Origin of the sequence: Chryseobacterium sp. BIGb0232 (assembly GCF_024810195.1) — a bacterium.
In the GTDB taxonomy this organism is placed as follows: domain Bacteria; phylum Bacteroidota; class Bacteroidia; order Flavobacteriales; family Weeksellaceae; genus Chryseobacterium; species Chryseobacterium pennae.
Genome location: NZ_JANUEH010000016.1, coordinates 58,097 through 79,677 on the forward strand (window position 1 = coordinate 58,097; position 21,581 = coordinate 79,677).

The window sequence follows — 21,581 nt, forward strand, 5'->3', positions numbered from 1 at the left end:
AAAAATAAAATGACTTTCAATAAACCATTGAAATGCAGTGAGAAAAGGACTAGTCATGAAATAACCTTACCTTTGAAAACTCAATGTTTTCTGAGCATTTATCAATACTATCATCAATGAAATTTTTATTAGACCTTTTATTCCGTGTTTTACAGCTTTTTACAGAACCTTATTTTTTAGTATTTCTTGCGGTAGTCATTATTGCTTTGCTGAGAAGGAAGAATAAGAGTAAAAAATGGAGAATTGGAATTCTTATAACAACCGTATTGATGATTATCTTTATAGGAAATGGGTTTCTGGGCAAATTAATTTCCGGATATCTACAGAAAAGTTACCTCCATACTCCTGAAATGAAGGCTGCAACTGTACAGAATCCCATTATTGTAGTGTTGGGCGGCGGAGTTGTAGATATTGACCATACTGAGAAACTGCATACCATGTCTTATTCCAGAATGGTATCCGCTTATCAGTTGTATCATGAATATCAAAAAAATAACCAGCCCTGTAAAATACTAATTTCCGGAAAGGGAAGAGGGCATACCAGCGAAGCAGAATTATTCAGTGAGAATTTTAAAAAAATGGGCGTTCCGGATTCTGATATTATTAAGGAAGATCAAAGCATGAATACCTATCAGAATGCAAAATTTTCCAGCGAGATATTGAAAAAGATGGGAATTTCCAATCTATATCTGGTCACTTCTGGTTTTCACATGACAAGATCTCTTGCTTTGTTTCAGACTTTTGGATTAAAACCTGTTCCGCAGGCATCAGATTTTATAAATACTGAGATCACTGTATTTCCTAACAGTTATAATGCAGCATTTACCTTTGTTATGCTGAAAGAGGTTGTGGGGATCTGGCAGGTGCAGTTATATAACAGCTTGGGGGTGAATAAATAATATTCTTTTAAAGGATAAGGAATTAATTTAGGCTATGTAATAATCTGAAGAAATATAGTCCCAATTTTTTTTAACGCAAAGAAAATTTATTGAACTGTTTTATTTTAAGTGAGCAAAAGGAGCGACTTTGTCGTTGAAGAAGCTGTATGGATATGCGTTCGCTTAGTAGGAATCAATTTGATTGATTTCATCTTTGCCTCCTTAGAAATATCTAAGAAGCATCATAAAACTTTGCGTTAAAAAATATTAAATCATAAAGACAGTATTTTCTTTAAAAATTCCCGCAAAATCTCACAAAAAACCCTAAAATATAGCAATGCAATAGGAAGCCCAAATATGCCCTGTTTCTAATCCAGTACCTATGCTATCTGACTGAAATTACAGGTGATTTATGGGCAAATTTCATTTTAGGCTAAAATTTTTGAGTTTTTACATTTTGAAGACATTAAATTTATGGCCATCAGGGTCTGCAAAGACAAAACCATAATAATTGTTCCCAAAACTTTCAGGCTCAGAAACAATAGTTCCGCCAGCTTTTTTAACTTCTTCAGCCCATTGGTCTACCTGCTCATTGGTTTCTGCTGAAAGGGTAAATATAATTTCATTGGAGGTTTGGGAATCACCAAATGGGACACCTTTTACATTGGCTTCGAGGATGTTTTTCAGAAAGAAGTGGATGACGAAATTATTTTCTCCGAAAAAGAAGCTTACTAATTCATTAGATGTATGTGGATTGTTTGGGGTACATCCCATGGCTTCATAAAACTTTTGGGTGCGTTCCAGATCGGCAACTGCCAGATTGGCCCAGATCATTTTAGGTTTCATACAATTCTATTTTTTGGTTAGAGTAAAATTAACTCCTTTTAAAAAGATAAAGATTGTCATGTGGCAAGATTTTGTATTTTTATTGAGAAAAAGTAACAGGAGAGAGGTTTATTGTTGGTTGATTTAACATAATATATTTGAAGGTAAAAGAAATAATGGAATTAAGAAATGAAATAGAACCGGATTTTGAAACTGCTGAAAAACGGTATCCGGAAGTTTTAAAATTGGTTTTAGATTATGCAGACTGGTGTGAGGAACATGGCGATGAAAACAATAGTGAATATAAAAAGCTGGAAGACAAGCTTCAGGCAATGACTGGTAAAGAAATGTCTCAGTTTAATCTTTGGGAATGGTGGGAAGGTGATGGAGCAGAGCATCTTTCTTTTGATATAGGTCTACCTGATCCTCAAATTGTAGAGGATATAACAAAGGATGAATTGACCGAAATTGTAAGAAGAATGAATACTTTTGAAATTCCCGATCCGGATGATCAGTCTTTTAAAGGAATGTTTTACAATTATATATGCTTTGGAAGTGATTATTATCCTGATTTTTTAAAACTTAATTTCAAAGATTATCATATTAAATTTTTTCAGGCTCATAAAGATAAAGATGGAAATTACTTTGAATACAGTCAGGAAGAAATAGTAGATATATTATGGAATAACGGACTTAATAACCATGTAAAAAATAAAAAATGAATGATACTATAATCAATAAAATCAAAGCTTTAGGTGGAAACGCAGAGGCTGTAGATATTGATAAAAGCTTTGCAGAGAATTGGAAACAGATAAAGTTTACTCACTATTTGTATGATAAAGATTGGGATGTTTATGGAATTGACCAGTTTTATGAAGCGAATAAGGAACTGTATCAGAATCAGCAGGAGAAGTTCTACGAGAACCTGCTGGCACATTATTTTTCAGCTCATGATTCAGCGTATGGACAATATTTTGTGAAAGATTGGATGTTTATACCTTTTAAGGAAGGCTCGGAAGATCAGGAAGAATTCGATGATTTGATTGATGAAGACTATGTACAAGGTGTTGTAGGGATTTCTAAACCTGAATTTCTTTGCATATTGTATTCCTATGGATATCCGGATCATTATTTTATCTGTACGGAAGATCCTGACCAATCGAATCCAACGGTTTACAGTACTGATCATGAAGTTTATTTTGGTGAGCTTGACAATAAAGGCAATCTTGATGATTTTCTGGATCAGTTTATGACGAAAGATGAGTTCCGGGAAGTTGTTAAGGGTTATTTGGAAGAGAAGCTTGGGAAATAGAGGGTTTTTAACTGGACCAGATGCTGGAAGATGAAAGTAATTGAATTGATAATTAGGTACTTATCTTTTTTTTAGGTTAAAAAATGCTTTTTAAACCATTACAGAAAATGATAATTTTTAAGAACCTTAACGGGTAATCAATTTAACATAATATAATGGGTGGATTTATTGTCTATTCTTTGTAAGTTGCTAAAATATAATATATTGAGGTTCTAAAAGAGAAAAGCAGTACGTTTTTACAGCAAATGTTTTCAGAGTTAAAAGCTAAAGGTATTCAGTGTCTTATCATTGACATCAGAGACAATGGTGACAGAAATTCTGGGCTTGGTGATGAGCTTTTAAAATATTTATTATCAAAGTCATTTTCACAATTTGAAATGTGCTTGTCTGATACAGTGATATCCGTAAAGAATATTTGAATAAATCCTCAGGAATCAATTCTACGGAATTTAAAAATTATGTAAGCGGATTATTCAGAACTGTAGGCATTATAAAAATAATTGAGCTAAGATAAGAATGAATGATTTATAGGAAAATATATATTTGCTGACAAACGGCCAGAATTTTATTATTTCAACTTAAGAATTTGTAGAGAGATATTGGCATCATGAGAATGACAGGGATGGTATAATATCTGATAGTCAGGTTCAGTTTGAGGAATCTCTGAATTATGTGCTGGAGACCCTTATAAAAGAGATAGCAATACTCTTTTCCGTAATATTATATTTTTCCTATAATTTATATTATGTTAAATTGTATATATTTCAGGATTTAAAATCTTCTCATCTTGAACACCATTTCTTTGATATTACACAACTATAACCCATGTCCGATCTTTGCTATTTTATTCTCGAAGTTATCTCATCGAATTTTTCAAGCAATAATAGTTTATATAGATTTCCCATTAAGAATTTGTTGTAATATTAAAGCTGTTGCCTTAGCATCGTCTAATGCTCTATGAAATTTAAAATCTTCTTTTATATTCATTTTTTCTAAAACTCTTTCTAATGAAATTCCGGATGTAGAGATGTTTTTTTTGGCCAGCCAATAAACCCCTAATGCTCTGATATCAAAACCTCCACCAACAAAATATTGATTATAATCTAATCCAAATTCTGTAAATTCTTTCCGCAAAAGTGGTAAATCATAGTACAAGCCCCAACCGGCTAACGTTGATTTATTTTTTTCTCCGTACCAATCTAAAAACTGGAGAATGGCTTCATCAAAATACTTTTCATTTTCAACCATTTCATTGGTAATGTTTGTAATCTCCGTAATTTCAGGTAGAATTGGAAAATGTTTTGGTTTTATTAAAATTGAAAATTCACTTTTTATTTCAAAAGTCTTCTTGTCTAATTTTACAGCCCCTATTTCTATTATATTCGTTTCATTTATTTCATTTTTTCCAAAAGTTTTACAGCTCCCTTCTAAATCATAAATGACTAAATCACTTGAAAATTTCATATAAATGTTGTGTAGTATTTATTAACAATTTCTCAAAGGTATATTCTCACTGCGCAATCTATTGGCATATATTATCGTTTTCTGAGATTTATTGTTGATTCATTTTATAATCAAAAAAAAATTAAGAGTTGTGTGAAAACTAAATCTATCTATTTTAATTTAGGTTTTGCTGTTGCTGTTGAAAGCCATTCTTATGTTTCATTAAATGCCTTACGAATTATTCCTTTCTTTTTGTTTACTATTAATCTCAATTTTATTGTAATCAGTCCATCGTTTTAAGTTCCTGACCATTCTTTTTAAATGATCTTCATTCAGGAAGATATTTGTCCAATAATCAAATCTGTCGCACTGAACACTTATATAATAGGTCATAATTGCTAAACATGCATAAGGTAAAAACTTTTTTTCTTCATTACTAATTTCAGTTACAGTCTCGTAACCTTTTATAAAGCTATCTGCTTTTGCCTGATATTCTTCTTCGTTCAGATTGGTTGTAAATAACTGAAATAGAAAATAAGAAATGTCAAAGCATAAATAGCCATTACCACAAAAATCAAAGTCAAAAAATGTTATTTCTTTTTCATTGTCAATATGCAAATTATCAAACCAAACATCAAGATGAACAGTTCCATACCTCATTTTCTGTTTGTCAATATTTTCCATTTTTAGCGTTAAGAAAGCAGAAAGGGTTTCTAAAAATTCGATTTCATTAGTATTTTTACTATAGAATTCTTTTGTTCTTGCAACAGGGTTATCAAGCAGGTTGTGAGCATTGTAAGATATTCTCATCAGTTCGAGATTTTCTGTTGATTGATGGACTTTTGCTAGTGCCTGACCAATCAGAAAGCTTGTCTGTCCTGAAAAAATTGCTGTTTTTATACCTTTTGCGTACGAAAACAAAACGCCAAACCTAATACCTTCAGGTGCTTCAATCTCTTGAATGAATTGGCCTGATTTATCAGCTATTGGAAAAGCAACTTGTCGGTCTTCATCCTTTAGAAGAATTAAAAGCCTTAATTCTTCTTCGATTTCTAATTTAGTGCGCCAGTTATGGGTGTAAACTCTAAAAACGTATTTGTTTTCGTCATCATGAACAATGTATAAATGATTCATAGCAAGTCGAAATATGCTGCATTGTGTTTTATCGGTTAGTGCATACTTCTGTTGAATAAATTTACCAAGTTCATTTGGTGAAAGTGTACTGTTTATGGTAGGAAATCTCTCTGTCATTAATTCTTAGTTCGTTATTAAATAATGGATCAACCAAAGATATTCACTATAAAATATATAGTGTACTCTCCTATTAATATTATTATTGATTTATTTTATTAATTAAACTCCAGCTCGTCAAAATCCTTTATTTCAGATAATTTGATAAGCTGTTCAACCTTGATAGGTTCCCAGGTATCTTTGTACTTGACTTCATAATGATCTCCATCATCCTCTTTATTTAAGTTGTCTTTTGTAAGTTTCTTTTTTGTCAGAAAATTAATACTCACTTCATATTGAGGTACCGGACCTCTGCTTGAATATGAATCATAGCCAATGAGTTCCATATCTCCATTCTGATACCTAAAAGTGTACCCCCAACTCCCATATCTGCCATGCCCATAATCGATATGCAGGTTTCCTTTTTCTATGCTTACACTCAGTTCAGGGGCAAAATATACACCACCATCCTCATTTTCAGATGAAAAGCAATTGTAGTTTTTGGAGGCTAACTCATAGTAATTACCTTTATTCAAGAGTACAATAATCCCTCTTCGGTTTCGGTCTAATTCACCACGGTTTTCATCCTTTATAACTCTACTTTTGTCTGTGCCTTTGATGATGAGTACGATGTCTTCTAACCCGTCTTTGTTCAGATCTCCTTTTATTTCGTTCCAGCCTTCAGCAGAAATTCCGCCTTCATATTTGTTGATGACATATCCTTTTGGTATAAAGTCATTTGGATTTTTCTTTCCTTCAGTATTTTGAGAGGAATGATCTACAGTAATGTTATTCTGTTGTTCTTTTTGAACTTCTGTACTTTGGGTTTCTACTGATTTTTGCTTTTCATTTTTACAGGATTGTAACGCAAAAGTAAAGGCAAGAAATATGACTACTCTTTTCATGGTTTTATGTTGTTCCAGTAGGATCATTTATTTATTAACGAATATAAATAATTTTTACAGTTTTATAAAACTTTCTATTATGGTATAAGTGGTTCCCTCCTATTTTTATTCTGTATCTCTTTAAGAAGCAATTGTTTCTCTGCTCCACTCAGATTACTGCTGTTTCCATCTAACGCGTATTGGTCCTGCTTACACCACTCTATCATCCGGATTATCCCACTTTTGGTTTTGTATTTCTAATCAATACTTATTTCAAAAGTATCATCATTCCTAATTAGTATTTCGGGTTTATCAAGCTGGGCTATAATATTCTCTTTTTCCTTATGATAATCCTGAATGAAAACTTCCCGAAGTTTGGGTAGTTTATTAAGGGGTCTGAGGTTCGAAATGTCACCTAGATAGAATGCTAATTGTTCCAGATTCTTAAGATTTTCTATACCTTCGAGACTTTTAATGCCATTATTTTCCAGATTAAGTTTTTTTAAACTGGTAAGATTTTTCAATTTGGAGAAATCAGAAACACCACACTCAGTAAGATCTAATTCTTCAAGACTTGGCAGATTTTCAAAAGAAACAATGTCGTCAAAATTAATATAATCAAATACAATAGTTTTTAACTTTTCTAATCCGTTAATGGCTATTTTTTGATTAGACCATAGATTGAGTTCAAGCTTTTCAAGGTTTGGAAATTTTTCCAGTGAAGATACTTCGTAATTTTCTGGAACATGCAAGTCCAATATCTTTACTTGCTCCAGTTTAGGGAATTTATTGATAATTTCTTCTTTTACTACCAATTTCTCAAGTAAAGGTAAAGTGGTCAATTCTTGCAGATCACCATCATTATCCAACTCAAGCATTTTTAAAGATTTCAGATGGCTTATTCCTTTAAAATAGATATCATCATTTGAATCGAGGTGCAATTTTTCCACATTTTTTAATTGCTGTAAGTCCAGTATTATTGGTCTTTTAATTTTCTGCTTTAGTCCAAAAATATTCAGATACAGATCTTTGAGGGATTCAATAGAAAGGATGTCCTGTGCGAGCTCAATAGAATCTACATCAATCCAAAGCTTTTCCAACGCATTAAAATGCTTCAACTGATCCAGGTTTAGGATGATCTCTTTTTCATAAATATTAATTTTTTTTAAATGCCCTTTCAGTGGCAGAAGTTTTTTAAGATGTATATATTTTGGTTCGTTGTAATCGGCTGATAATGTGATTTCTTCCAGTTTCGTAAAATATTTGAATGCTTTCTGATTTTTAACTTTTGTGCTGCTAAAGTTAACCTCTTGAATTTTTGGAGCTACTAACACATAATCTTTCAGATCTATTGAACATTTATTAAAATCTAAATGATCTAATATCGGAAAGTCCTTTAAAATATGGGTATTCATAAGATGATAACCATTTACCAAAAGGTCTCGTACAAATGGAGCGATTGATACCAGCATTTCTGTATTAAAATCAGGGGTTATCCAATTTTTATTCGCCCAATAATCCATCATATGTTCTGGTGCTATCATCACAAATTCTAATTCAAATTGTTTCCCATCATAATCCGGTATACTGAGGTCATTAACTTGTAAAGGAGGATGTACATAGAGCCTTTCCAGAGAGGAAAATTGGTGAATATTTTTTAAACTTTCTACTTCGCAATTGTTTAACTTTATAGAATCTAAGCTGTTAGAAATGGGCAGAAAGGGATCAAAATCCTTTATGTACATATTTTTAAAATGTATCACAGTCCCTCTTTTATCTATTTTTCCATGATACTGAATATCATTTTCCTGTTCAATAATGTTGGAATTATCAATGGTGAGATAATATAAATCTGGAAAAAGATTTAATTCACTTATATTGTGGACGGTACAGTTAATAAACTTAACGTATTCAAGATGGTTAGAAATAGGTAAGAAAAATCCGGGATGCGGAACAGTCATATTTTCCAGGTTCAAGAATTGAAAATTATAACGTGTTTCCTCAACCTTTGCTGCTTCAGGATTAAAAGTTCCTTCACTGGGAACTGTACATTTATTCAGGGTAAGAGAATATAGTTTTATTTTGTGTAAATCCTGTATGTCATCAATCGAACATTCTATTAATGTCAGGTATTTAAGTGTTTCAAAGATAGGTTCGAGAACTGAGAAATTTTCAAAATGCAGGTTTGAAAGACATAATTTATTCATACCAGAAGAATGAGAGTTTCCACTCATCTCAGTATTTCTCTCCGATTTTTCTAATTTGATATTGAGAGCATTCTCTAATTGACTGACAATAGTAGTAATATCACTCATTTTTTTAATTAAAGCTAACGTTGGTTTTTATAGTTTTGTTAAAAATAATTAAATATATAATAATAACAAGTTCTTATTGAAAAGAGTTAAAGAATTTTCAACATATTAAACCGAGTATCAGATAAGTGAATTTGATAAAGAAAACCTATCATAACAATTAAGCCCCAAAATCTATGATTCTGGGGCTTAATCTATAAAATTAGGTATTGGACAAACTTATCGTAAAAGAAAATAGTCTATTTCTTAACTATTTTAGTGAAAACTGTATTGCCTTTTAGTAGATAATTTCCTGATGGATATTCTGTTAGGTCGACACGGTTACTTCCTTTACTTAAAGTCATATTTTTAATGAGCTTACCTGTGATGTCATATAAATAAACATTTTCGTTAGCTGCAGACTCCACAGTGATCACTCCTGTTGTTGGATTTGGATAAGCTGGGGTCTTAGCTTGTTTTACTGTTTCAGCAGTTGCTAAGGTTGAATTGCAGCTGGCATTATAAGCATCTCCATTAATATTAAAACCTTTGTTTACCAATTGAGCTCTTGCCATAATGGCTTGTGGTGTAGAATAAGTTAATCCTGCTGCTTCTATAACTCCAATTGCGGATCCTAAGTTTGATAATGTAGGATTATTGCTGAGAGCAATTAGAAATTTATTATAATTAATACATGATAAACCAGAATTATTAAATCCGAAATATACATAGGCTGAAGGAACATTTTGAAAGCTGATATTCCAGGCAGAAATATCCTGATTAAAAAGCGTAGCACCATTAAACATCATAAAACCATAAGCACCTCCAACTTTACTAACATCCCAGTTTCCAATAGGCTGATTAAATGACGAAGCATCGGTAAACATCTGGTCAAAATTTACTACTTTACTGGTGTTCCAATTATTAAGAGGCTGATTAAAGGATTTAGCATTAGAGAACATATAACGGAAATTCGTCGCATTGCTTGTATTCCATGAATTTAATGGCTGGTTGAACGCTACCGCATCCTGGAACATTGAAATGAAATTGGTTCCGGACGAGGTATTCCAGGCAGAAATATTTTGATTAAAAGCTGAAGCTGAAGAAAACATATCCCGAAAATCGGTTACTTTCGCTGTATTCCAGGTTCCAATATTCTGGTTAAACAATTTGGCCTTGTTAAACATACCATTCATATTCGTAATGGTGCTTGTGTTCCAGTTAGAAAATGAATCATTTCCAATCAGAGAAGGACAATTAGAGAACATTTGTGATACATTGTTTATTTGGCTTAAATTAGGTGTATCTGTAGCCGTTACGTTAAGATTCTGACAATATGCAAAGCCCTGAGTAAATTGCTGAAGCCAAAGTATATCTCCCCATTGACTCACTTCAAAGAGTTCCGGATTTCCGGTGGTATTCATATAAGCACTGCCTTTAAATCCATAAAATAATCCATTACCGTTGGATACTTTCACTTTGTAGGTTGCCTGGATTGGATTGGTATGTAAAGAAGTACCAAAAGAAATAGTCGTAAAAGTACTGGTATTAGAGGTTACAGAAAGAATTCCATTATGCTGAGGATATCCTACTTCTTCCCAGCTAATCGTGTAGTTGGTTCCTGTCCCGCCAAAAGAGATTGCATTATCGATGGTACCAGTGATATTAGGTTTCCACACCGTAATAAATTCATTCTGTGCATAAGAAATGAAAAATAGAAAAAGAAAAATGATTACTAGTTGTTTTTTGAACATAATTTAAAATAATAATTTTAGGTTAATAGTTTGATTTAATAAGATGATGACTTCCCGGGGTTCTTGATCTTATCTCTAATACAAAGATATAGATTCATAGCGACAGAACTTGTCGTATTAAATTTTATAATACATTTTTTTTTACTTTTTTAATAAAAAAATACATTTTATTTAATTGATAATCAGCATAGTGTGGGTTTTAAATATTGTTGTTATAATTAAACAAAAAAAATGTCAATTTTCATACAGTTTCGTCCAAGTTTAAGATATCCCTGATAAAATGTATATTGTACTCTCCTATTCTTATTTCTGTATTATAGATTATGCTGTTAGAAAAATTATTCAAGGAATTTAATGTAGATGTCAATACATTCAATTCAGCTGATTCTAAACGATTTGACCAATATTTTGAAAGAATTTTGGTTAAAAAGAACACATTCCTTATCAAAGAAGGCGAATTGGAGAAATACAGTTATTTCATTTTCAGTGGAATAGCCCGTTGCTGGACTTTAAATCATAAAGGGGAAGAGCAGACTTTCTGGTTTTGCAAGGAAGGTTCATTCTCTTTATCCAATATCTCCTTTACCCTACAGGAAAAGTCAACTTTTAATGTCCAGGCCCTAGCAGACTGTGAAATGTACAGAATAGATCAGGATCAGGCAGTCAAACTATACGAAGCAATTCCTGGGTTGAAAGAAGTTTTTGATGATCTGACTGCCAGATTGCTGAACAGACTTTTAATCCGGAATATCAACCTGATTAAATTCTCTCCGGAACAGTATTATTTACAAATGATGGCAGAATATGGCAATACTTTCAATTCTATTCCATTAAAGGATATTGCATCGTATCTGGGAATTACCCCTCAGGCGCTCAGCAGAATACGGAAACGGATTTTTTAACCCAGGTTCAGTGTTTCAAATATAGAAAATACGATTTTTGCTACTCAAAATTTACAATTATGATTAGAGAAATAAGCAAGACTGATTATCCTCAGTTAATGAAAATATGGAAAAGTTCCGTACTCAATACCCACGATTTTCTGAAAGAAGAGGATTTTAATTATTATAAAAAAGAAATTCCCGGCTATTTTGAACATGTTACCTTGCTAGGTTTTGAAGAAGGTGGTACTTTAACCGGGTTTATGGGAATTGCTAATGGAAATCTTGAAATGCTGTTCATTCATAACGATTACCGAGGGAAAGGAATTGGTAAAAAACTGATTCAGTACGGAATTGATCATTTAAAAGTGACCAAAGTAGATGTCAATGAACAAAATGAACAGGCTGTTGGTTTCTATCAACATATAGGATTCCAGGTGCTGGAAAGGTCCGAATTAGATAGTCAGGGTAAAGAATATCCTATTTTACACATGGGATTATAACTTTATATAGCTAAAAAGCATCCGATTGGATGCTTTTTATGATACAAATACTTTGTTTTTCTGCGTATTACTATACAATAAATAATGATGCAATAGCCTGCGCATCACTTCCACTCAAAATTTCATCATAGGCTGCAGATCCGGCAGGGGCTCCAAATAGAGTTCCCGTATTGTATCCTGCCTGATTTACATTATCTTCTCCTGCATATACAGGATCAGTTGCTGAAGGCATATTTCCTCCATTGGCAAGCTCAATCCAGCCTTTATTGGCTCTCATTCTTCTTACCTGTGAGGCATGCCTGGCTTCCACAGAATGAATCTGTAATGCAGCCTGAAGGACAGCCTTATTTGACATAACATTTCCAGCCTGCCCTTTATAGGCTCTTACTCCTGTATCCTCAAAAGCCTGTGCCAGAATGAGAAATTGGTTGTAATCGGTAAAAGGGGAAAAGTTTCCACTTGCTGTAAAATCAAAGGTTGGTTTTGCACCCGGAGTTGTTCCCAAAGAAGTAAGCGTACTCTTCAAAAAGGTAACATGAGCTGATTCATGTTTGGAAATCTGCATAAAAACCGGTCTGTCAGAGTTCGGAATCAGACCTGCTGTGGAAAGCCCTAAAGCATAATATTCATTTTCCAGGTATTCAAGAACCAAAGCGAGTTGTAAAGCATCTGTTAAAGTACTTTTAAGGGCGGTCCCTGTCATTGCTGTATGGGTTGTTTCTGCTTTTGCAGGAGTAGTCATTAGTGCACCAAGTCCAAAGGGAACAGCTGCTACAGCTGCTTTTTTTCCAAATAGGGATAGATTTGTAATGGTTTCTAACCGGGAAGCTTCCGTTGTGAAAAATTTATCATTAGAAAGCTTGTCTAATAGTCTAAGAATGTTCATAATACAAGTTTTTGAAGATGAATAATTTAATTAATACCTCTTTCTTTCCATGTAAAGCGGTTTTTGATAAATCCTCCTGCTGCGGCTACGATATCCTTCGGCTCTTTAGCAAGATCAAGACCATTAGCATCTATCACATCATCCCCTGAAAAGTCAGCAGATCCCGGATTGATAAGGTTTCTGATAGCAGAGGCATGTCTGGCTTCTACGGAAACTATTTTTCCTGCAATAACAAGATAAGCCGCATTGGTAATATATTTCCCGGCACCATTATAGGCTGCCACGCCAGTATCTTCCAGTGCTTTTGCAGTTGCCAGTACAGAATTCCTGTCATTAAAATTTACATTGGGATATTGAAAATCAAGTTTCGGAAGTACGTTTTGAGTGACACCAGTGATAGCTGCTTTAAAAAAATCCCTATGGATTACCTCATGATGGTAAAGATCTGTGAAAATCTCTTTTTCAATACTGGAAATCCCAGTGTAAAAGTTATTCACCACTTTGGTATAAAAGTCAGCCTCAAGCTGCTCAAGAGCATAAGCATAATTTAATACGCCTACATCTCCGGCTCCTAAATCAAAAACCGGGCTGTTATCCATCATTTGAAAATCATCATCATCATTACAGCCAATCATAGTGAGCCCTGCAAGTGCCAGACCTACACCACTCAGTTTTAAAAAGTTTCTTCTGCCTGTATCCAGAGTTACCCCTTGATTAGAAACATGAATCGTTTTTTTCATAATATTAATTTTTGAAGTGTTTGATAATGGTAAAAAGAAAAAACAGCACACTAATATGCTGTTTAGATTCTACATTTTTACGGCATCAAAACCGTATCTATAACATGAATAACCCCATTAGACTGATTTACATCTGCAATGGTCACTTTGGCATTGTTTCCTTTCGCATCTTTTATATAAAGATCTTTTCCTTTTGTCCAGAAAGTAAGTTCTTCGCCCTGTACTGTTTTCATCATGCTTTTGCCGTTTCCTGCTTTTACAGCAGCCCAGATTTCTTTAGCGTTGTATCTTCCTGGTAACACATGATATGTCAATATACTTGTAAGCATTGCCTTATTTTCAGGCTTTACAAGAGTTTCTACTGTTCCTTTCGGAAGTTTTGCAAATGCTGCATCAGTAGGAGCCAATACAGTAAAAGGCCCTTTTCCTTCAAGTGTTTCTACCAATCCTGCAGCTTTTACCGCTGCAACTAAAGTTTTATGATCTTTAGAATTTACGGCATTTTCAATAATGTTTTTGGAAGGGTACATCGGCGCTCCTCCTACCATTACTGTTTTTTCTTTCGTCATTTGTGCAGTTACCTTTCCACTGAAAGCAAATGATAAAGCTATCATTGCTAAAACTGTGATTTTTGTTCGTGTGTTCATTGTAATATTTTTTTAAATTAATTATAGTTAATTTGTGCTTTTAATGTCATTTACGAGGTTGGTTTTATTTTAGATTGAAAAAAAATGAAATTTTATTTAACTTACTGTAAATTAGTGTGTTATTTTTTTATAGGAATAAAATCAAGACAGATTGAGTTCATGCAGAATCGTTTTCCTGTCGGTTTTGGGCCATCCTCGAAGATATGTCCCAAATGAGAACCACATCTTCCACACAGAACTTCTGTTCGAATCATATGGTAAGAAGTATCTTTTCTGTAGATAACACTGTTTTTACGAATAGGCTGATAAAATGAAGGCCAGCCACAAGTGGTCGCAAACTTTGAAGTGGAAAGAAACAATGGATTTCCACATACGGCACAATAATAAGTTCCCTTTTCATCAAGCTCATAATATTTTCCTGTAAATGCCGTTTCTGTAGCTCCTTCTCTGGCAACCTCATAGAGTTCGGGTTTTAAAATCTTTTTCCATTCAGAATTACTTACTTTCAACAGGTTTACGGCGGTATGGGAGTAATAAGGATTTTTGATTTTAAAATGATCTGCCTGTGCCTTATAGGTTTCTGTTGATAGGGCAATACAACAGATCAATACTGTTTTTGATATTAAGCTCTTCATATTTAATATTTTTTAAATATTTTCTTGAAACTATATACGACGTAAAAGATCTTTCGGATTTTATTGGGTATTTGTTTTATTTTATTACATTTGGATAGAAAAATAATTGCTATTAAAACAACCTATTCTGAGGAAGAACTTATCGTTTTATTAAAAGAAAAAAACGAAAATGGTTTTCATTATCTGTATGACCACTATTCAGGTGCGTTGTATGGAATTGTTCTTCGTATTGTTCAGTCTAAAGAATACACTGAAGAAGTTATTCAGGATGTTTTTGTTAAAATTTGGAATTCTATTCATCAATATGATGCTTCTAAAGGAAGGTTCTATACCTGGATGATTAATATTGCCCGAAATACAGCAATTGATTATTTAAAATCTAAAGGATTCCAGAACGAGCTTAAAAACCAATCACTTCCCGATTTCGTATATAACACTACAGAGCTATCAACGACCAATAACTCATCAGATTATATTGGATTTAACAATGTGCTTGAGAATCTGGAAGTGGACAAACAAGAACTTATTAATCTTGCTTATTATCAGGGATATACCCAACATGAAATATCCGAGAAACTGAAGATACCGCTGGGAACGGTAAAAACGAAGATGCGGAATGCATTGATGAAATTAAAAGATTTGCTAAAAGATTATCAATAAATTAAATTGAACACAAAAGAATACATATCATCCGGAATTATAGAATCTTATATTCTTGGCCATGCTTCTCCAGAGGAAGCAGGGATTTTGGAGTGTGTGATGAAGAATAATGCTGAAGTAAAGGCTGCTTTTGAAGAGGCACAAATAACTTTGGAACATCTTGCTACGGCTCAGGCTGTAACACCTCCAAGTGATCTGAAATCTAAAATCTGGAATAAAATTCAAAAGGAACAGTCTCCTGTTGAGGAAGCGAAACCTTCTCTTTCTACAGAGATTCAGGAAATTAATGATGACAGAGATATCAAAAATCCGGAACAGATACAGGGAAAAAGAAATTGGAAAGCTCTTGCTGTTGCAGCATCTGTTTTATTCCTTATAAGTATAGCCGGGAATCTGGTTTGGATGAATAACCAGTCTACAACAAAACAGGAAATGACAAAACTGGCAGCAGAAAAACAATCTCAGGATGCTGCCATGGAAAAGATGGATAGAAAACTGGATATGTTTTCCAACCCGGACATGCAGATGGTGATGTTAAAAGGAGTGGAAAAGCACCAGGAAGCCAAAGCAATGGTTTTCTGGGATAGAATAACAAAAAAAGTATACCTTAATGGTGAGCATCTCCCTAAAGCTCCAACAGGAATGCAGTATCAGCTTTGGGCTCTTGAAGATGGGAAACCGGTAAATGCAGGAATGTATACTGAAGATAAAGACAGTAAAACGGCTTTGGCTACTATTTCAAAAGCGCAGGCGTTTGCTATTACTCTTGAAAAACAAGGCGGAAGCCCCGTTCCTACTATGGAAAACATGTATGTAATGGGAGGAATTTAAATGTAATCATAGATTGAAATTGTGAATGTTTTCAGTCTCAAAATAATTAAAAAAATAAAAGCATCCAACTTGGATGCTTTTTGGTTGATATAAGGTTGAAAATAGTTAAGATGCATATTCTACAGAAGCCTCTTTAGCAGCTGCAACCATAGCAATTAAGGCTTTTTCTGTTTCTTCCCAATGTCTGGTTTTCAAACCACAGTCCGGATTGACCCAAAGCTGGTTTGAAGGAATTACATCCTGAGCTTTTTTCAGCAGTTCAGTCATTTCCTCCTTGGAAGGAACTCTCGGTGAATGAATATCATACACACCAGGGCCAATTTCATTAGGATATTTGAAGTCTGCAAAAGCGTGTAAAAGTTCCATTTGAGACCTTGAGCATTCTATTGTAATCACATCAGCATCCATATCTGCAATATTCTTAATGATATCATTAAATTCCGAATAGCACATATGCGTATGGATCTGGGTAGCATCTTCTACTCCACTTGCTGAGATTTTAAACGCTTCTACAGCCCATTTCAGGTAATTTTGCCAGTCTGTTTTTCTCAATGGAAGACCTTCACGGATAGCCGGTTCATCAATCTGAATAATTCTGATCCCTGCCTTTTCCAGATCCTGAACTTCATCACGGATCGCCAGGGCAATCTGTTTACAGGTTTCGGAACGAGGCTGATCGTCACGTACAAATGACCATTGTAAGATGGTTACAGGTCCTGTCAGCATCCCTTTTACCCATTGATCCGTTTGAGACTGAGCATATTGAGACCAGTAAACGGTCATAGGTTCAGGTCTGGAGACATCTCCAAAAATGATTGGTGGCTTTACACAACGGCTTCCATAGCTCTGTACCCAACCGTTTTTAGTAAAAGTAAATCCCTGTAATTGCTCTCCGAAATATTCCACCATATCATTACGTTCATACTCACCATGAACAAGAACATCAATTCCGATGCTTTCCTGCCAACGAATCGTTCTTTGGGTTTCCTCTTTTAATAAAGTATCATATTGCTCGGCAGTCAGTTCTCCCTTTTTGAATTTTGCTCTCCAGCTTCTTACTTCAGCAGTCTGTGGAAATGACCCAATGGTTGTTGTAGGAAATAAAGGAAGCTGTAATGCCTTTTGTTGTGCCTCTTTACGGACACTGAATGAATTTTTCCTTTGCGAATCTGCCTCTGTAACAGAATGTGCTCTTAGTTTTACATTTTCATTATGAATCAGTAAAGATGTTTTTCTGTCTGAAGCGGCTTTTTTATTGTTTTCAAAATCCAGAAGAATATTATGATCAGAAGTTTCCGAAGCCAGCTCTTTAAGGATTACCACTTCTTTTACTTTTTGTTTGGCAAAAGCCAGCCAGTTTTTGATTTCAGATTGAAGACCGGTTTCAAAATCTAAATCACATGGTGAATGCAGCAGAGAACATGAAGGAGCGATAAAAACTCTTTCAGATCCTAATTTTTCAACTGCTTTTTTGATGATAGATAAAGATTTTTCATAATCATTTTTCCAGATGTTTCTGCCATCTACCACTCCAAGAGATAAGCTTAGGCTTTCTGGAATAGAATCAAGTGCATCTTCAAGCTGCTCAGGGTTTCTTACCAGATCAATATGCAGTACATTCACAGGAAGTGAGGCTGCAAGAGACAGATTGTTTTTTAATCCTTCAAAATATGTCGTTACAATGAATGTAAGTTTTGGAAACTGTCTTCTAAGCTCAGCATACACAAAAGTATAGGCTTCTTTTGCCTTTTCAGTAAGGTCTAAGGCTAAGAAAGGTTCATCAAACTGAATCCATTCAGCACCCTGGCTTTGTAACTTTGATAAGATCTCAATATAAACTGGAAGAAGATTATGGGCAAGATCCAGCTTATCAAATCCTTCTTCTTTTTCCTTTCCTAAAAGTAAATAAGAAACCAAACCGATAATTACAGGTTTTGCATTGATCCCTGCCTGTTTTGCACCGGCAAATTCATTGAAAACCTTATCTGAGGTAAGTTTAAACTGCTGATTTTTATAAAATTCAGGGACTATATAATGATAATTGGTATCAAACCACTTCGTCATTTCCATCGCAGTGATATCCAATCCGTCTTTCTGATATCCTCTTGCCATGGCAAAGTAAAGATCCAGTTCCGAATTGTTCTTTTTAAGAGCTACCTCATGATAACGTATTGGAATAGCTCCTACCACAAGGCTCATGTCCAGCACCTGGTCGTAGTAGGAAAAATCATTACAAGGGATAAGATCGATTCCTGCTTCTTTCTGAAGGTTCCAGTTTTGACTGCAGATGGTTCTTCCTACGGTAAGAAGTTCTTCCAAAACGATTTTACCTGACCAATACTGTTCGCAGGCTTTTTTTAGTTCTCTTTTGCTACCAATACGCGGATAGCCCAAAATGTGAGTTTGCATTTTTACAAATTTTAAATTAAACTTATTTTAAATGCTCTTTGAATGCTTCGGAATGCTGTTCGGGATAGAAATTTTTGAAATCAGGTGATATAAGCAGTTGGTACAGTTTCACCCGGAGATAAAACGTACTGCAATAGATCATCTGTATGACTCAAAAGCTTCAGACCGCGAAAGCATTGTCCATTCAGTAAAGGCAGGTCTCCTGACTTGTAACAGTTTCTGTCATCCTTCCCGCTTTTGGCAGTGGATATCTAAGGACAGAAACCTTTGATGTGTTACTTACAGTTGCGCGACAGCTCGTGATTCTCACACGATTCCCTATTAATCTACCTTAAGTAAAACCTTTCCTGTTTGATGAAGATTGTAAAGAACTGATCTTTTAACAAAATTAGCTTTGGTAAAAGATTTTAATTTTGTATAAAATTAATAATACAGAATAAATAATCAATAAAGCATTTGATATTTGATAAATTAAGCTTTTTAAATGTATTTTTAGAGAATATAATTCTGTACATTTGGGTGATTTTAAAATATAAAAGAATAATATTCTGTGGAACAACTTGATGATAAGGACATAAAACTGCTGAAACTGCTTCAGAACAACGCAAAATTGACCGTTAAAGAACTTGCTAAGGAAATTAATCTGTCACCTTCTCCTGTTTTTGAGAGGGTAAAAAGACTGGAACAGGAAGGCTTTGTAAAAAGATATGCAGCAGTTCTGGATGCAGAAAAGCTTAACCGCGGATTTACAGTATTCTGCCAGATTAAATTGAAAATTCATGACCGCTCTGTGGGCTATGATTTTGTAAAAGAAATCCTGGAAATTGAAGAAGTGGCAGAATGTTACAATATTTCCGGAGATTTTGATTTCCTGTTGAAAGTTCAGGTTCGCGATATGAAACATTATCAGGATTTTGTATTTAATAAGCTTGGTTCTGTAGACTCTATAGGAAGTACACACAGTACCTTTGTAATGGCTGAAGTAAAAAATAATCAGGGCTTGACTTTATAAAATGACTGTTTTATTTATCTAAAACTTAACAGGCTTTAAAAACCTGTCAGAGTGTAATATATTTAGTATCATACTCAGAATAAAAAAATAAAAAAGCCGCTCTATTTTTAGAGCGGCTATACTTTTTTAATTTTTAATGGAGTTGCTGATTAGCAAGTAGAACCACACTCTAATAATTTGATGTGGATTACACCATTAACTACACACTGTGTTTGGCATAAAGCATTTCCTACAACAGTACCTACACCGCCGATAACTCCACCTACTGTAGAACCTACTCCGGTAACAACGCCACCTACGATAGTACCTACTCCTCCAAGAACGCCACCAACAACGCCTCCTAGACCTCCTAGTAAACCTCCGATTGGATCAAGTAATCCTTCTCCTGAAATTGATTTTAGTTCGTTTCTGTCTAGTTTTTTGAAATTTTTCATGATTAAAATTTTATATGATTAATACATCACAAATATATGATAATTAATAATAAACTCATATTATTTTGAATAAAATAATTAAACAATTTTATTATTTAATATTTTATTAATATAAACGAAAAATATTGTGTATATCATTTTTGTTTGTATCTGATTGATTCACTAAATTTTAAAAAACATATTTCAAATTTTAAATGTTGGAGTTAATATTTTCAATGTAAATTAACTTTTTAATGGTTAATATTTAATGTTTGTTAAAATGAGGTTTTAAAGGTAAAAACAGAGGCTACAACTGTAAAAAACAGGTGTTTTATTAGCTGATTTTTCTTGCTTTAGTTAAGAAGTGATAAAATTCTCTAAATTTTATGGTAAATGCTGTTCTGATTATTGACCACAGGGCGTAAAATTTGTATTTTTGTGGACATACTTCTATCAATGTCAATTTTTTCAAATAATATACGCTCTTTGAGAGCCAAGAGAAAGCTTTCTCAACAAAACGTAGCTGATGACCTTACGATCTCCCGGGTGAGATATTCTAAATACGAAAACGGAATTTCAGAACCTCCTATGGAGCTTCTTATTAAGATAGCCAAATATTTTCATGTCAGTATAGATCTGTTGCTGTCCGTAGACCTTCAGAAATATTCAACGGAAGATATGCTGAAGCTTCCGGATAACAGAATTGTTCTTCCTGTAGCTGTGGATGATCTTGGAAATGATACCATAGAAATCATTCCTCAGAAAGCTTCTATGGGATATCTGGAGGGATATAGTGATGTGGGATATATTGAAAGTCTTCAGCGTATTGCCCTTCCCTTTTTAAACAATGGAAAATACAGAGCATTTCCGGCAGATGGAGATTCTATGCCTCCATTCAGAAGTGGTTCATACATTGTAGGAAAGTATGTAGAGGGAATCGATGAGCTTAAACCTGGTAAGACTTATGTTTTCATTACCCAGAATGATGGGATTACGTATAAACGTTTTAAGGAGAATAAAGGAAATGCCATTTGTGTAACTGCTGATAACTCTTTCTATGAACCATACGATATTCCGTTTGAAGATATTGTAGAGATCTGGCAGTATGCTTCAGGAATTTTTCCGGAAGATTTTGAGCCCGGAGATTATGAAAGCTATAATTTCAAGGAAATGTTCAGGGAATTGAGACAGGATATCAAAGAATTGGATAAAAAAGTGTCTACACGCCGCAGAAAGTCTTCTCAATAAACGGGGTAATAATTTCGTACAAAATAAACAGGCTCTTCAAATCATTTTGGAGAGCCTGTTTTAAAACCAAATAAAAATATAAATATGATATGAAAATTT

The 21,581-nt window shown here is 33.9% G+C and carries 21 protein-coding genes and 1 riboswitch; of the genes, 9 read left to right on the top strand and 12 right to left on the bottom strand.

Annotated features, from left to right (window positions below; translation table 11 throughout):
• Positions 1-116 precede the first annotated feature (116 nt).
• The gene (locus M2372_RS24210) at positions 117-899 is read left to right on the top strand and encodes a YdcF family protein (protein ID WP_123321645.1); all 783 of its coding nucleotides are present in this window, start codon (positions 117-119) and stop codon (positions 897-899) included.
• A gap of 429 nt (positions 900-1,328) precedes the next feature.
• Here the strand turns inward: M2372_RS24210 and M2372_RS24215 are convergent, their stop codons facing one another.
• Complete coding sequence (locus M2372_RS24215; protein WP_123321646.1) at positions 1,329-1,724, bottom strand: VOC family protein; 396 nt, start codon at positions 1,722-1,724, stop codon at positions 1,329-1,331.
• Between the two features lie 155 nt (positions 1,725-1,879).
• Here M2372_RS24215 and M2372_RS24220 point away from each other — a divergent pair, with 155 nt between their 5' ends.
• Both M2372_RS24220 and M2372_RS24225 read left to right on the top strand, forming a co-directional pair.
• On the top strand, positions 1,880-2,425 hold the full coding sequence (locus M2372_RS24220; protein ID WP_123321647.1) for a hypothetical protein: 546 nt from the start codon (positions 1,880-1,882) through the stop codon (positions 2,423-2,425).
• Positions 2,422-3,015, top strand: coding sequence for a hypothetical protein (locus M2372_RS24225; RefSeq protein WP_123321648.1), 594 nt, complete (start codon positions 2,422-2,424; stop codon positions 3,013-3,015). Before M2372_RS24220 ends, M2372_RS24225 begins: the two co-directional genes overlap by 4 nt.
• A gap of 888 nt (positions 3,016-3,903) precedes the next feature.
• Here M2372_RS24225 and M2372_RS24230 read toward each other — a convergent pair.
• The 5 genes from M2372_RS24230 to M2372_RS24250 all read right to left on the bottom strand — a co-directional run bounded on the left by M2372_RS24230 (position 3,904) and on the right by M2372_RS24250 (position 10,617).
• Positions 3,904-4,479 carry a 3'-5' exonuclease gene (locus M2372_RS24230; RefSeq protein ID WP_123321649.1) on the bottom strand — a complete coding sequence of 192 codons (576 nt, stop codon included), beginning with the start codon at positions 4,477-4,479 and terminating at the stop codon, positions 3,904-3,906.
• Between the two features lie 210 nt (positions 4,480-4,689).
• Positions 4,690-5,709, bottom strand: coding sequence for a phosphotransferase (locus tag M2372_RS24235; protein WP_123321650.1), 1,020 nt, complete (start codon positions 5,707-5,709; stop codon positions 4,690-4,692).
• 98 nt (positions 5,710-5,807) lie between these two features.
• On the bottom strand, positions 5,808-6,593 hold the full coding sequence (locus M2372_RS24240; RefSeq protein ID WP_228455809.1) for a hypothetical protein: 786 nt from the start codon (positions 6,591-6,593) through the stop codon (positions 5,808-5,810).
• Positions 6,594-6,829: 236 nt separating this feature from the next.
• Complete coding sequence (locus M2372_RS24245; protein ID WP_123321651.1) at positions 6,830-8,887, bottom strand: leucine-rich repeat domain-containing protein; 2,058 nt, start codon at positions 8,885-8,887, stop codon at positions 6,830-6,832.
• A gap of 236 nt (positions 8,888-9,123) precedes the next feature.
• Positions 9,124-10,617, bottom strand: coding sequence for a BspA family leucine-rich repeat surface protein (locus M2372_RS24250; RefSeq protein WP_123321652.1), 1,494 nt, complete (start codon positions 10,615-10,617; stop codon positions 9,124-9,126).
• A gap of 323 nt (positions 10,618-10,940) precedes the next feature.
• Between M2372_RS24250 and M2372_RS24255 the strand changes: the two genes are divergently transcribed.
• Positions 10,941-11,519, top strand: coding sequence for a Crp/Fnr family transcriptional regulator (locus tag M2372_RS24255; protein WP_123321653.1), 579 nt, complete (start codon positions 10,941-10,943; stop codon positions 11,517-11,519).
• Positions 11,520-11,578: 59 nt separating this feature from the next.
• Positions 11,579-12,001 (top strand): GNAT family N-acetyltransferase, encoded by a 423-nt coding sequence (locus tag M2372_RS24260; RefSeq protein ID WP_123321654.1) that lies wholly within the window; start codon positions 11,579-11,581, stop codon positions 11,999-12,001.
• Positions 12,002-12,071: 70 nt separating this feature from the next.
• On the opposite strand, the gene M2372_RS24265 is transcribed toward M2372_RS24260, so the two are convergent.
• From M2372_RS24265 to msrB, 4 genes are all read right to left on the bottom strand, one after another.
• A complete protein-coding gene (locus M2372_RS24265; protein WP_123321655.1) occupies positions 12,072-12,887 on the bottom strand; it encodes a ferritin-like domain-containing protein in 816 nt (271 codons plus the stop codon).
• A gap of 26 nt (positions 12,888-12,913) precedes the next feature.
• Positions 12,914-13,627, bottom strand: coding sequence for a ferritin-like domain-containing protein (locus tag M2372_RS24270; RefSeq protein ID WP_123321656.1), 714 nt, complete (start codon positions 13,625-13,627; stop codon positions 12,914-12,916).
• A 77-nt stretch (positions 13,628-13,704) separates the two neighbouring features.
• Positions 13,705-14,274 (bottom strand): fasciclin domain-containing protein, encoded by a 570-nt coding sequence (locus M2372_RS24275; protein WP_123321657.1) that lies wholly within the window; start codon positions 14,272-14,274, stop codon positions 13,705-13,707.
• 119 nt (positions 14,275-14,393) lie between these two features.
• Entirely contained in the window at positions 14,394-14,909 is a 516-nt protein-coding gene (gene msrB / locus M2372_RS24280) for a peptide-methionine (R)-S-oxide reductase MsrB (protein ID WP_123321658.1), read from the bottom strand.
• Positions 14,910-14,999: 90 nt separating this feature from the next.
• Here msrB and M2372_RS24285 point away from each other — a divergent pair, with 90 nt between their 5' ends.
• Entirely contained in the window at positions 15,000-15,569 is a 570-nt protein-coding gene (locus tag M2372_RS24285; RefSeq protein WP_228455810.1) for an RNA polymerase sigma factor, read from the top strand.
• A 6-nt stretch (positions 15,570-15,575) separates the two neighbouring features.
• Positions 15,576-16,400, top strand: coding sequence for an anti-sigma factor domain-containing protein (locus tag M2372_RS24290; RefSeq protein ID WP_123321659.1), 825 nt, complete (start codon positions 15,576-15,578; stop codon positions 16,398-16,400).
• A gap of 105 nt (positions 16,401-16,505) precedes the next feature.
• Here M2372_RS24290 and metE read toward each other — a convergent pair whose 3' ends face one another.
• Positions 16,506-18,809: a 5-methyltetrahydropteroyltriglutamate--homocysteine S-methyltransferase gene (gene metE, locus M2372_RS24295; protein WP_123321660.1), complete on the bottom strand. Its 2,304-nt coding sequence runs from the start codon at positions 18,807-18,809 to the stop codon at positions 16,506-16,508.
• A gap of 174 nt (positions 18,810-18,983) precedes the next feature.
• Positions 18,984-19,170: riboswitch (cobalamin riboswitch) on the bottom strand.
• Positions 19,171-19,359: 189 nt separating this feature from the next.
• On the opposite strand from metE, the gene M2372_RS24300 reads away from it, so the two are divergent.
• Positions 19,360-19,821, top strand: coding sequence for an Lrp/AsnC family transcriptional regulator (locus tag M2372_RS24300; protein WP_123321661.1), 462 nt, complete (start codon positions 19,360-19,362; stop codon positions 19,819-19,821).
• A gap of 149 nt (positions 19,822-19,970) precedes the next feature.
• Here M2372_RS24300 and M2372_RS24305 read toward each other — a convergent pair whose 3' ends face one another.
• Complete coding sequence (locus M2372_RS24305) at positions 19,971-20,255, bottom strand: bacteriocin-like protein (protein WP_160137874.1); 285 nt, start codon at positions 20,253-20,255, stop codon at positions 19,971-19,973.
• A 435-nt stretch (positions 20,256-20,690) separates the two neighbouring features.
• Between M2372_RS24305 and M2372_RS24310 the strand changes: the two genes are divergently transcribed.
• Positions 20,691-21,482, top strand: a complete 792-nt coding sequence (locus M2372_RS24310) for a LexA family transcriptional regulator (protein ID WP_123321662.1) — start codon at positions 20,691-20,693, stop codon at positions 21,480-21,482.
• The last annotated feature ends 99 nt before the right edge of the window (positions 21,483-21,581 follow it).